This window comes from Chloroflexaceae bacterium (assembly GCA_025057155.1).
Lineage (GTDB): Bacteria > Chloroflexota > Chloroflexia > Chloroflexales > Chloroflexaceae > JACAEO01.
The window spans coordinates 65,941-78,015 of the sequence record JANWYD010000005.1 but is presented as its reverse complement, the minus strand read 5'-3'; the positions used below and the strand labels follow the sequence as shown (position 1 = coordinate 78,015).

10 protein-coding genes are annotated in these 12,075 nt (G+C 67.4%); 5 read left to right on the top strand and 5 right to left on the bottom strand.

Annotated features, from left to right (window positions below; all coding sequences use genetic code 11):
* Window positions 1-2: 2 nt before the first annotated feature.
* The gene (locus NZU74_05435) at window positions 3-422 is read right to left on the bottom strand and encodes a DUF2237 domain-containing protein (GenBank protein MCS6880754.1); all 420 of its coding nucleotides are present in this window, start codon (window positions 420-422) and stop codon (window positions 3-5) included.
* Window positions 423-751: 329 nt separating this feature from the next.
* Between NZU74_05435 and NZU74_05430 the strand changes: the two genes are divergently transcribed.
* Window positions 752-1,093 carry a hypothetical protein gene (locus NZU74_05430; protein MCS6880753.1) on the top strand — a complete coding sequence of 114 codons (342 nt, stop codon included), beginning with the start codon at window positions 752-754 and terminating at the stop codon, window positions 1,091-1,093.
* A gap of 82 nt (window positions 1,094-1,175) precedes the next feature.
* Window positions 1,176-2,447, top strand: a complete 1,272-nt coding sequence (locus NZU74_05425; protein MCS6880752.1) for an FAD-dependent oxidoreductase — start codon at window positions 1,176-1,178, stop codon at window positions 2,445-2,447.
* Window positions 2,448-2,559: 112 nt separating this feature from the next.
* On the opposite strand, the gene NZU74_05420 is transcribed toward NZU74_05425, so the two are convergent.
* Window positions 2,560-4,278 (bottom strand): acyl-CoA dehydrogenase family protein, encoded by a 1,719-nt coding sequence (locus NZU74_05420; protein MCS6880751.1) that lies wholly within the window; start codon window positions 4,276-4,278, stop codon window positions 2,560-2,562.
* 412 nt (window positions 4,279-4,690) lie between these two features.
* On the opposite strand from NZU74_05420, the gene NZU74_05415 reads away from it, so the two are divergent.
* On the top strand, window positions 4,691-5,443 hold the full coding sequence (locus NZU74_05415) for a metalloregulator ArsR/SmtB family transcription factor (protein MCS6880750.1): 753 nt from the start codon (window positions 4,691-4,693) through the stop codon (window positions 5,441-5,443).
* 38 nt (window positions 5,444-5,481) lie between these two features.
* Here NZU74_05415 and NZU74_05410 read toward each other — a convergent pair whose 3' ends face one another.
* Both NZU74_05410 and purF read right to left on the bottom strand, forming a co-directional pair.
* Window positions 5,482-6,756: a class I SAM-dependent RNA methyltransferase gene (locus NZU74_05410; protein MCS6880749.1), complete on the bottom strand. Its 1,275-nt coding sequence runs from the start codon at window positions 6,754-6,756 to the stop codon at window positions 5,482-5,484.
* Window positions 6,757-6,861: 105 nt separating this feature from the next.
* Window positions 6,862-8,307 carry an amidophosphoribosyltransferase gene (purF, locus tag NZU74_05405; protein MCS6880748.1) on the bottom strand — a complete coding sequence of 482 codons (1,446 nt, stop codon included), beginning with the start codon at window positions 8,305-8,307 and terminating at the stop codon, window positions 6,862-6,864.
* 573 nt (window positions 8,308-8,880) lie between these two features.
* Between purF and secG the strand changes: the two genes are divergently transcribed.
* Together secG and NZU74_05395 are read left to right on the top strand one after the other, a co-directional pair.
* Complete coding sequence (gene secG / locus NZU74_05400; GenBank protein ID MCS6880747.1) at window positions 8,881-9,099, top strand: preprotein translocase subunit SecG; 219 nt, start codon at window positions 8,881-8,883, stop codon at window positions 9,097-9,099.
* A 284-nt stretch (window positions 9,100-9,383) separates the two neighbouring features.
* Window positions 9,384-11,051 (top strand): peptide ABC transporter substrate-binding protein, encoded by a 1,668-nt coding sequence (locus NZU74_05395; GenBank protein MCS6880746.1) that lies wholly within the window; start codon window positions 9,384-9,386, stop codon window positions 11,049-11,051.
* A 136-nt stretch (window positions 11,052-11,187) separates the two neighbouring features.
* Here NZU74_05395 and NZU74_05390 read toward each other — a convergent pair whose 3' ends face one another.
* Window positions 11,188-11,985, bottom strand: a complete 798-nt coding sequence (locus NZU74_05390) for a hypothetical protein (protein MCS6880745.1) — start codon at window positions 11,983-11,985, stop codon at window positions 11,188-11,190.
* Between the last annotated feature and the right edge of the window lie 90 nt (window positions 11,986-12,075).

Below are 12,075 nucleotides of genomic sequence, written 5' to 3'. Positions count from 1 at the left end.
AACTACATTCCCGCCACATCAAGGGCGTGGCGCAGCAGATCCTCGCGCCGCACGATGTTGAGGGCCGCCTCGTGTGTCGCCGCGAGCACCACGGGCGGCGCGACGCCGGCCTCCAGAGCTTCTCGCCAGCGGCTCGCACAGAGACACCAGCGGTCGCCCGGGCGCAGGCCGGGAAACCCGTACTCGGGCCGCGGGGTGATCAGATCATTGCCCCGTGAACGGCTGAAGGCCAGAAACTCCGCCGTAACCTGGGCGCAGACCACGTGGACGCCCGCATCGTCGGGACCGGTGTCGCAGCAGCCGGTACGGTAGAAGCCGGTCAGCGGATCGGTACTGCAGACGGCCAGCGGTCCGCCGAGGACATTGCGGGCCACCGGCGCGGGAGAGCGGCCATTCGTGCTAACATTTCCGTTGATGCTCATGGTCTCCTCTCTTTGTGCTTCTACTCGCGGGTGGAGGCATAGCCGTAATAGTATCACAGGCCGGCATGCCTGGCGCTACGCGGCTGCGCTGTCCCGGACTCTCCGGTGGACAGAGGCGCAGGGCAACCTGATCGCCCCAGATCCTGGCAGGGGTATGGAGAAACCAGGTTTCTCCACGTTCATTCTCGGTCCGATTTGACGCCGGTTGAAGAGATACGAGATTAGAACGCTGCGTAACGAGACTTCAATCCCTACCCCCTGCCCAATCGTCGTTGCAGGATGTATAATCCAGAACAGTGCACGACGTTCCGAAGTAAAGGAACTTCACTATGGCGCTCAAATATCGCAAACCCGGTCAGACCATCCCGACCCGCTCAGTGCCCCTCACCCCGCCCGGTACGGGGGCCGCGGGAAAGTGGATCGGCTACCTGGCCATGCTAATCGGCATCGTGCTGACCGTTGTCGCCTGGTTCGCGCCCAATCCTGTCCTGCAGATCGCCGTCGTAGTCGTACTGGCGGCGCTGCTGGTCGGCGTGGTGGTGACGAGCGTCCGGGCGCTCCGGACAACCGCCGGTTCATCCGAGCTCCCAATCCAGGTGTGGCTCCTGCTGGCAGCCGCGCTCGTCGTCGCAGCATCCCTGGGGGTTGCCGTCGCCCTCTGGCTGAACTAAGCCACTGCGGTTCCCTACGTCCCTGCCCGAAGGAGAGTCTGGAAGGCAGGCGTTTTCCAGGTATATACCTTTTTGACACGCCGTGAAAACTCCAACGCTACGACTGGTCATCATCGGCGGCGGTCCGGCCGGGGTGGAAGCCGCGCGCACGGCGGCGCCCCATGCTTCGGTCACTCTGGTGAGCACCGAGGCCCCGGGGCTGTGGCGACCGCTGGCGGGCCGGGTCTGGCTGGCCGCCGCGGCGGCAGGCGAACGGGCCATCAGCGCCATCAAGGAGCGCGTTGCGCGCACGGTTGCCGCCTGGCAGGAACACTGCACCAACCTGCTCACGGGATTGGAGGTGCAGATGCTCGCCGGGCGCGCCCGCCTCGTTGGTCCGGGACAGGTAGTGGTCGAACCGCCCGATGGCGCGCCCGAACAGCGCCTGGAGGCCGATGCAGTGATCATCGCCACCGGCGCCCAGACGGTTTTCCCTCCCGGCCTCGAACCAAACCATGTGCGCATCCTGGCTGATACTGAACTGGACGTGCTGGAGGAGACGCCCCGCCGGGCGCTGGTGATCGGCGATGGAACCAGCGGCTTCGAACTGTGCCACATCCTGAACTTGCTCGGCACGGAGGTGACCTGGCTCGTGCCCGAGGAAACGCCCCGCACCCGCCTGGCCCCCGAAGTGGACGGCTACCTCACGCGCCTGCTGGAGCGCCGGGGGGTGGTGGTGGCGCCCGAGGCTGGTGTGCAACAACTCGTCGCCGGTGAGCGTGAGGTGATGGCCATTACCGGGGACGGTGAACGTCACCTGGCCGACGTCGCCATGGTGGTGAGCCGCTACCGCAGCAATCCTGAGTCGGCAGGGCTGCCCGCGGACCAGGCGACCGTGGATGTGTATGGACAGACAAAATGGCGCGGGGTCTACCTGGTTGGCGATGCGTTAGAGCCATGCGCGGCAAGCGTGGCCATGGCCCAGGGCCGGGCGGCGGCCCAGCACGCGGTGCGCCGCTCTTCTGGCCCGGCGGATACGCGCCATATTGTGTTGACATTCATGGAACGGCCCCAGGTGGCGAAACTCGGTCGCCTCACCACCGAAGGCGCTCACGGCAGTGTGACTGCGGCGCTCACCGAAGGTCTGGCCGCCCATATCCACGAAACGCCCGAAGGCTTCCTCACCCTGGCCTGGGACCAGGCCGGGCGGATCGCCGGCGCGCTCGCCGTCGCCCCGACCGCGGCAGATATGCTTGCTCCGGTCGCCCTGGCCATGCGCATGGGTATGCGTCTGGAGGACCTGGCCTCCAGCTACGGCCCGCACCCCTCCCTCAGCGAACTGGCCGCCCTGGCCGCCCGTAAGATGGACCGGTGAGCACGTGCGGAGTCCTGGGGAACGTCGGTTTCGTATCTTCCCCAGCCGAGGCCAGGGCCGCCGGCCCCATCCGGCGGCAGGGGCGCGGGGAAACCCGGTTGCCCGATGTTGCTCATTCCAGGGGCGCAACCCGGAAGGTTGCACTGCGAGGCAGCGGCGTATCATCGGCCAGGGCCTGGTCGTCCCGATCAGTGTCGCTGATCAGGTCAACCGGCGTCCTGGCGAAGCGCAGGGCGGCAGCGCGGGCGCGCCCGTCGCCCTCCACGGTCAGCGACCAGTTCGCGTGGTCAATCAGCAACGCCAGTTCCAGGCTGCGCCCGAGGGTCAGCCCCAGGCGCCGGGCGCCTCGCTCCAGCCGCGGGCGCTCGCCTACCGCACCGGCGTGCCAGCGCCGGGCATGGTCGAGCGCCGCCCGCGCCTGGCGACCGGCCAGACGCAACTCCTCGTCGGCGGCGCCTGCAGTGAGCCGTTCGACCAGCCCGCACAGGGCCTCCCAGGCCCCCGGCTGGGCCAGGGCGCGGAGCGTATCCAGCGCCAGCACGTTAGTGGTGCCCTCCCAGATCGGCAGCACGTGGGCATCGCGCAAGAGGATGGGCAACCCGGTGTCCTCAACGTAACCCGCGCCGCCGAAGGCTTCAATGACCTCGCTGAGCACCTCCACCGCCTGGCGCCCCGTCGTCAGCTTGGCCACCGAGGTGAGCGCGCGCAGCAGGTGGGCCTGCGTGGCGTCAACCTGACCGGCCTCCTCGGACCCGAGGAGCGCCGCCACCAGAAAGCTCAGGTGGAAGGCGCCCTCAAACTCGGCCTGTAGCCCGGCCAGAGTCTCGACATGGAGCGGCTGCCGGTTCAACGGCGCGTCGAAGGCCACCCGGCGACGGGCGTAGTCGCGCGCCAGGGCCAAACCCCGGCGCATGAAGGCGGCGGCCATCACACTGTTCCAGGTGCGAGTCACTTGCAACATCGGCACAATCGCGCGCACTCCCTCCCCGGGCGCGCCGACCATCCGCGCTGGCGCCCCTTCCAGGCTTAGTTCCGCGGTGGGAACCTTGCGCGTGCCCAGCTTGTCCTTAAGCCGGTTCACCCGGATGCCCTGCAATCGCCCGTCGGCGTCGCGCAGTTCTAGGTAGAACAGGGCCAGGCCCCGACTGCCCGCCGGGGCGCCCTCGGGCCGGGCCAGCGCCAGCGTCATCTGGCCGGTTGTGGCCGAGGTGAACCACTTGCGTCCATACAGCCGCCAGAGACCATCGGAATCGGGCCGGGCGACGGTCTCGGTGCGGCTCACGTCGGAGCCGCCGGGAAGCTCGGTCATCCACTGGCCGCTGGTCCAGCAGCGGTCGGGGTCGCGGCTGGTGAGACGGGGCAGCGCCCGTTCGATGAGAGCCTGGTCGCCGGCGCGGAGCAGGGTGCGCGCGGCTCCGTCGCTCATTGCCAGGGGACAGGTGTACACATCAGTGGAGGGGTGGAAGAGGTACGCCAGGGCGAACTGCACCAGGCGCGAGGCGGCCCCGTAGGGCTGCTCGTAGGGCAGGGCCACCAGACCGTACTCGGCGGCGAGGCGGGCGGCGCGCTGCCAGAGCGGCGAAAGCGTGATCTGGTCAATCCGTTCGCCCCATGCGTCCCACTGGGTGAGCAGCGGCTCGTTGCGCCGGTCGGCGAGCTGGAGACGGTACAACTCGCCGCCGGCCAGTTCGCCCATCCGCTCCAGGGCCGGTGTCGCCTCAGCGAGCGCGTCTGGCGGCAGCGCGCGCTGCAAGAATGAGCGCAACACGCGGTCATCGGCATACTGGTTGCCCAGCGCGGGAGCCGGCTGCTGAAAGAGGTCTGGCATCATCGGCGTCACCATTGACAATCAAGAGCATCGGGTCCGTTACTTATCCGGCAGGGTATTGTACTCCATCTGCCACGAGCATGCCCTGAGCTGAGGCAACACCTCCGGAGCTTGCCCTGAAGGCGCCGCCTCAGCCCTGGCAGCACGCCTTGAGCGGCGGCAGCGGATCTGGTACGATAGCCGGCACAAAGACGCTCGACACCCTTCCACGGGCAGGGGCACAGGGAAATCTGGTTTCCATGGTGTGGGCAACCTTCATGTAACTATAAACGTATTCGCCCTGTGGCCCGGCGGCTGAAGCCGCGGGCTATACCGGATTTATTTCTCAACGATCATCAGGGTTGCCCACACCGGGTTTTCCTGACGGGCAGGGGGGCGAAAACCAGGTTTCCCCGCTGTTCACACAGGGAGTGCCATGGACGAGAGAGGACAGGCAACGCTCGAACAACTGAAGCTCCTGGCCGACGAGACGCGCTGGCGCCTGTTGCTGCTGCTGCGGTGCAGCGACTACCAGGTGGGCGAACTGGTGGAGCGAACCGGCCTGGCTCAGAACCTGATCTCCTACCATCTCAACGTGCTGCGCCAGGCCGGTCTGGTGCGCGTGCACCGCAGCGATGCCGACGCGCGGGCAAATTACTACAGCGCACACCTGCCGGGCCTGATCGCCCTGCACCATGGCCTCGCCGCCGGCCTGGCCCTGCCCACTGCCGCGCCCATTCCGGAGCGTATGCCGCCGGTCGTGTTTCTCTGCCGGGCCAACAGCGCCCGCTCGCAGATGGCCGAGGGCTGGCTGCGCGCCCTCAGCGGCGCGCGCATCACGGTGCGTAGCGCCGGCACCCATCCGGCCCCGCTGCACCCCCTCGCCGTGCAGGTCATGGCCGAGGCAGGCATTGATATCGGCTACCAGCAGACCAAGCACGTAGATACGCTGGCCGACCTGGCCTCGGCGGTGGTGGTAACGGTATGCGACATCGCCCGCGAGGAGTGCGCGGTGTGGCTGCGGGCCGCGATCCAGCTCCACTGGAGCATCGCCGACCCGGTGGCCGTTGAAGATGAAGCGGAGCGTCTGCGGGCCTTTCGCGCCGTCCGCGACGAGGTGCGCGAGCGGGTTAGCGGCCTGCTGCCGTTGTTGCCATCCTTGATGGCGGCAACCCGTGACGCGCGGTAGCGCAACCCTCCGCGTTGCGGCGGCCTCCCAGGAAAACTCTATCGCGTATGGATAAGCGTCACTACTGTCTCAATGTGAGGCGTCTGCGGAAAGAGGTCCACCGGCTGCACCTGCTCAAGCCGGTAGCCTGCGGCCAGGAGGGGCGCCAGGTCCCGTCCGAGGATGCCGGGATGGCAGGAGACGTAGACCAGACGCGGCGGCGCCAGGCGCGTCAGGGCTTCCAGCGCGGCCGGATGGCAACCCCGGCGGGGCGGGTCGAGCAGCGCGCCATCGAAGGGACCGGCCAGGCCGGGCAGGACGCGCTCCACCGCGCCCTGAACGAACCGCACGCCTTCGATGCCGTTGAGGGCGGCGCTGCGCTCGCCGTCGGCCACGGCGGCCGCGTGCTCCTCCACCGCGATCACCTCGGCGCCCGCGGCGGCCAGAGGCAAAGCAAAGGCCCCGGCGCCGGCATAGAGGTCGAGCAGGCGCATACCAGGCGCCGGGCGAAGGGCCGCGCGGGCCAGGTCAAGCATGCGCTCGGCCTGCGGCAGGTTGACCTGAAAGAAGGTCGTTGGCGCTAACTCGAACAGAATGCCCGCCAGCTCTTCCAGAAGGCTGGCCACCCCGGAAATCGCGCTGCGCCAGTCGCGGCCCTCGACCGCCACCCCGGCCAGCGCAGGTACGTGGGCGCGCCATGCCTCGGCGAGCAGCAGCAGATCCAGGGCGGGAACCTCGCGGGTGGGGCGCAACACCGCCAGGGCATAGCCGAAGGCTGCGCTGGCCCGCAGCGTCACGCCGGCAAGGACCCCGGAGGGCAGAATGGCGCGCAGGCCCGCCAGAGCCTCGTTGAGCGCCGGCAACAGCAGCGGATCCTCCGGCAGATCGGCCACCGTGCGTGTGCCAGCGAGATGGTAGCCGACCCGGCGATCCTCCACGTGCAGGTGGGCGGTGTTGCGGTAGCCCCAGGGTCGCGGTGCGGCAAGCGTCGGAGCCACGGGCGGATCGGGAACCCCGGCGAGCTTGATCAACTGCTCGCGCACGATCGTCGTCTTCAGCCGCAGTTGCGCCGAGTAGGCGATATGCTGCCACGGCGCATGGTCGCCATAGGCCAGGCGCGGAGCGACCCGTTCGGGCGAGGGCTCAAGCACCGCGTCCACCTGACCGCGGGCATAGCCTGGACGGCGCTCGTAGAGTCGCACCCGCACCCGTTCGCCCGGCAACCCTCCGCGGGCGAAGACCACCAGACCCTCATGGCGGCCCACCCCGTCACCGCCCTGGGCCACCGAATCGACCACCAGTTCCAGGGTCTCATGACCGGCCATCGGCGTCATGACTCTCCTGTCTATGATACCGGTATCCCCGGAAGAAGAAAGCCGGGCCCACCAGGGCAACCTGGAAGGTCGCCCTCTGGCAGGCAACCTGGAAGGTCGCCCTGCTTAGCGCAGCTCGAAGACTTCCTTCTCGACCAGTTCGATCTGCACCGGGTACTTGCCGGTAAAACAGCCCTTGCAGAACTCGCTGGGAGCCTGGCGGGTGGAGCGGATCAGGCCCTCCAGGCTGAGGTAGGCCAGACTGTCGGCCCCCAGGTGGGCGCAGATTTCGGGGATGCTCATGCGGTGGGCGATCAGTTCGGGGTAGGTGGCCATATCTACGCCGAGGAAGCAGGGGTGGCGGATGGGCGGGGAGGAGACGCGGACATGCACCTCGCGGGCGCCGGCTTCGCGGATCAGGCGCACAATCGGGCCGCTGGTGTTGCCGCGCACGATACTGTCGTCAACCAGCACCACCCGCTTGCCGGCCAGATTGTCGGGCAGGGCGTTGAACTTCAGGTTAATGCCCACTTTTCGCACGTGATCATCAGGCTGGATAAAGGTGCGCCCGATATAGCGATTTTTGATCAACCCCTCGGTATACGGAATGCCCGACTCCTGGGCGTAACCAATGGCGGCGGGGGTGGCGCTATCGGGCACGGCGATGACCACATCAGCATCGGCAGGCGCTTCGCGGGCCAGCTCGCGGCCCTGGGCGACGCGCACGGCGTGCAGCGCCGCGCCGTGGAGCACGCTGTCCGGGCGGGCGAAGTAGATGTACTCAAAGAGACACTCCGCCCGATGAGGGGCGGGCATCGACGCCACCGTGCGGGGGCCGTCCTCGGTGACTGCCACGATCTCGCCGGGTTCGACATCGCGTACAAACTCGGCGCCGATGGGACCAAAGGCGCAACTCTCCGAGGCCACCACCCACCCCCGCTCGCCAAGGCGCCCCAGGCAGAGAGGGTGCAACCCCAGCGGGTCACGCACGGCGTAGAGCGTCTCGCGGGTAAGCACGGTCAGACAGTAGGCGCCCTGCGCGCGGACCATAAAGACGCGCAGTTTTTCCTCCCAGGTTCGGCCTTCGCCCCCGGCCAGCATCTGCGTAATCACCTCGGAGTCGCTGCTGCTGGTGAGGCCGACGCCGCGATTAAGCAACTCGCGGCGCAGAGCGGCAGCGTTGGTCAGATTGCCGTTGTGGCCCACGGCCAGCGGGCCGAGGGCGCTCTCAACCACGAAGGGTTGCGCGTTCTCGATGCGCGAGGAGCCGGTAGTCGAATAGCGGGTGTGGCCGATGGCCATAAAGCCGGTGAGTGGGCGCAGTTTCTCTTCGTTAAAGACCTGGGCCACCAGGCCCATCTCCTTATGGTAGCGGATGGCGCGTCCGTTGGATACAGCGATCCCCGCGCTCTCCTGCCCGCGATGCTGCAAGGCATAGAGGCCGAAAAAGGTCAGCCGCGCGACATCGGCATCGCGATGCACGATGCCAAAGATGCCGCACTCGTGACCGGGTTTATCATCAGACGGACCACTCTCAGACAGTTGAGAACCCATGCGGGCAGCAACGGTCATGGCTCCAAGTTCCTCCACGGGCGAACGGGCCCGTTGGCGCCGGTACGTTGCAGGACGCTCACAGCGATGGCATGCGGCGCGTTCCTGGCATTGGCAAGCAACATTGCTTCGATGATCTAAATAAAGTATAACACAGGCCGAAGGCGAGGAAAAAAGGCGGGGGGTGGAAACAGGACTATGCAAATGTTTGGGGCAAGCCCCGGGTTTTTCGCTAGTTTTGGCGGCTACGCCGCCAAAACTAGTGAAACATGACCGTATCGGGCGGCGTATCAGCCCCGATCCTCACGCTGGAGGCGGACTGTGCATCGGCCCTGGCTTATCTCGGCGCCCGTGCGGCATCCTTGGAACAAGCCCTGCAAGGCCGAAGCCTGCGCTGCACCGATCTTTTGGCCGGATGATGCGCAAGGCTCAGGGCGCACCTGCTGAAGCAGCCGATAGGACGGGGTATGGTACAATAGCGTTCTGCGGCTATGCCGCACAATTGCCAGACTACAGAGAAGCGTTCCCTGGAGGGCTTGCCTTCTTGCACCTTCCTGCACACAGGTCTTCTGCATCTCAGAGAGGAATGATCTCGTGGAAATCGCGCTGTACATTGCCATAATCGTTATCAGCGTGGTGCTGATTGCCCTGGTCGTGTTGCAGGCCCGCAGCCCCGGGATGGCCAACCGCGACACCAGTTCGATCTACCGCACCCGCCGCGGTCTGGAGAAGACCCTCTACCAGGCGACCCTGGTCCTGAGCGTGGCGTTTTTGCTGCTCTCGCTGATCGCCAGTCTGCCGATCTTTGGTTAAGCGCCCGTCCAGATAGCCGGGGCAGCCGATGACGTTCCAGGAGGGCTTCGCCCTCCCGGCCCTTCCCTCCGGCAGAGGTCCGGGAACTCCGGGTTCCTCACCCTCCTTCAGGCATACGAGGAAGGAGGCTTTTGGGGAAGGCTGCGACTTCCCTGACCCATCTCCAGAGCAGGGGCGTAAGCATCCCCGGGTTCCTGAGCCTCCTCCAACCAGGCAAGGAAAGCGGGTTCCTGGCGGGGCTTCGCCCTCCCAGAACCTCCTCTCTGGCAGGAATATTCAAGCCCATGGCCCGTCGTATTCGCTGGCAAATCGTCATCGCTACCCTGAGCATCATGCTGATCGCCGGCTTGCTTGGCGCGGTTGCCCTGCGCAATGCCTCGGTCGCGACGCCTCTCGTAGGCGGCTCCTACGTCGAAGCCGTGGTTGGCGCGCCGGAACGCCCTATCCCCCTGCTTAACGATCCGCTCGCCGACCCCGTGGGCCGCGACCTGATCGCGTTGATCTTCGATGGTCTGGTGCGTATTGGCGCCGACGGGTTGATCGAACCGGCCCTGGCGCAGTCCTACGAGGTTGACGCCAGCGGCACGGTGTACCACTTCAACCTGCGACGCAACGTTACGTGGCACGATGGCCGGCCCTTCACTGCCGACGATGTGGTCTTTACGCTGCGGACGCTCCAGGTGGCCGATCAGCCCGCCGAACCGGCCCTCGCCGCCGTGTGGCAGGATGTGCTGGTGGACCGGCTGGATGCCTATACCATTCGCGCGACCCTGACCGCGCCATTTGCGCCGTTCCTCAGCATGGCCCGCCTGCCCATTCTGCCCGCCCATGTGTTCGCCGGCAAGCCGCCTGAAGCCTGGACCAGCGGATCCATCGCCGAGCGTCTGGTGGGCACCGGCCCCTACCGCCTGCTCGAACTGCGCGAGGACCGCGCCGTGCTCGTTGCCAATGCAGGCTACTTCGGCGGGCGCCCTTACATCGAGCGTCTGGAGTTGCGCTTCATCGCCTCGCCCGAAGCCGCCTTCGCCGCCCTCGCCCGCGGCGACGTGACGGCCTTCGGTGCGCGGATTACCGGCGCTGCTGCGCTTGAAGATCTACCCGCAGGCATTCGCGGCGCGGTTGTGCCCCTCGATGAGTACACCACGCTGAGTTTCAATTTGCGACGCCCGCCCCTCAACAATCTCAACCTGCGCCGCGCCCTGGCCCACGGCCTGAACAAAGACGCGTTGATCGAGCGCGCCCTGAATGGCACGGCAATGCCCCTCGACACCCCTATTCTCCCCGGCTGGTGGGCCTACAACCCCGAAGCGCGCTGGTACGCCCCCGACCCCGCTGCCGCCGGGCGCATCCTCAGCGAGTCGGGCTTCGACCGCGGCGCCGATGGCATCCTGGAGCGTGACGGCCGCCCCCTGGCTCTGGAGTTGCTGGTGGACAATGAACCGAAGCGTCGCGCCGTCGCCGACGAGATCGCCCGCCAGTGGGGCGATCTCGGGGTGCGTATCAGCGTGGTTGAACTCGACGGGCCGGCATTACAGGCCCGGCTGCGCGCCCACGAGTTCGACATGGCCCTGCACACCTGGACGCGCCTTGGCCCCGACCCCGACCCCTTTGCCCTCTGGCACTCCAGCCGCGCCGACACGGGCCTGAACTACGCCGGTCTGGACGATAAAGAGATTGACGATCTCCTCGCCAGCGCCCGCGTCGAGAGCGAACTCGCCGCCCGCAGCGCCGACTACGCCGCCTTTCAGCAGCGCTGGATCAGCCTGGCGCCGAGTATCACGCTCTACCAGCCTCTCTACCGCTTCGCCGCCGCCACAACCCTCGACGGCGCCGGTCTCGAGGACCCTGAGAGCAGCCTGCACCACTTGCTCATCGGGCGCGAGGATCGCTACCGCGACGTGACCCGCTGGTTCCTCAAGAGCTATCGCGAAATCCAGGGCGAGGTTCGTTGACCGAGAGGGGAGCGACCGCCTTTCAGGCAATAGTATGGGGAAACCGAGTTTCCCCCTGCTCCTTCAACTGCCGTGGGGCCGCCCTGCCCGCCCATCCGGCAGGGGCGTGGGGGAACGGGGTTTTCCCATTTTCATTTCAAAGGCGCAGATCGCGTAGATCGAAGACCGGCCCATCCTTGCATCCGAGACGGGCGCCATCGCGGGTCTCCACCAGGCAAGCCTGGCACGTGCCTACACCACAGGGCAAGGCGCCTGGCAGGACGACCTGCGCGAAGCCCCGTTCCCAGCGCACCTTGCCCGCGCGCACCGTCTCGATCACCGGCGGCAACAGGGGCGCCGCCAGCCCCAGGCAGAGCTGATCGGCCCATCCAAGCGGCCCCCCGCTCAGCACAGGGCCGTCCGGGTGGCGCCCGGCGAGCAGCGCCGGCAGATCGGTCTCGCCGGTCGCGCTCGTGAGATACTCGACATCGGAGGGCAACAAGAAAGGCGGCGGCAACAGGTTGGCGTCAGCGGCGGATGCCAGCAGCACCACGGCAATGCCCCGCGCAACGGCGGTACGCGCCAGGCACAATAGCGCCGGCATGGCGGAACCGGCCCCGGCCAGCAACAGGTTGCGCGTTGGCTCGGCAAGAGTAAACCCGTTCCCCACCGGACCATAGACATCGAGCCGCGCCCCCGGGGGCTGCGCGGCAAGCCAGGCCAGGCCGCGCTCATCGTGCGCCAGCAGCACCTCGACCACGCCGGAGTGCGGGTCAGCGCCGGCGGGAAAGAGCGTCCGTCGCAGGAGCGGATCATCGCTATCGGGGGGCGCGCAGCGGGCGAGCAGCGCCTGCCCGGGGCGCGCGGCGCGCGCCAGTTCCGGGGCATGCCAGCGCGTCAGGGTCAGGGCGCCGAGGTCGCGGCGCTCCAGGACGACGGGTTCGTGGTATGGCATAGACGTGCGCCGGGCTGTACAAGGTGCACCGTTGCCGGCAAAACGCGGCCGGGGCATACGGATTGTAACATGCCGGCGCGCGGATGGGCC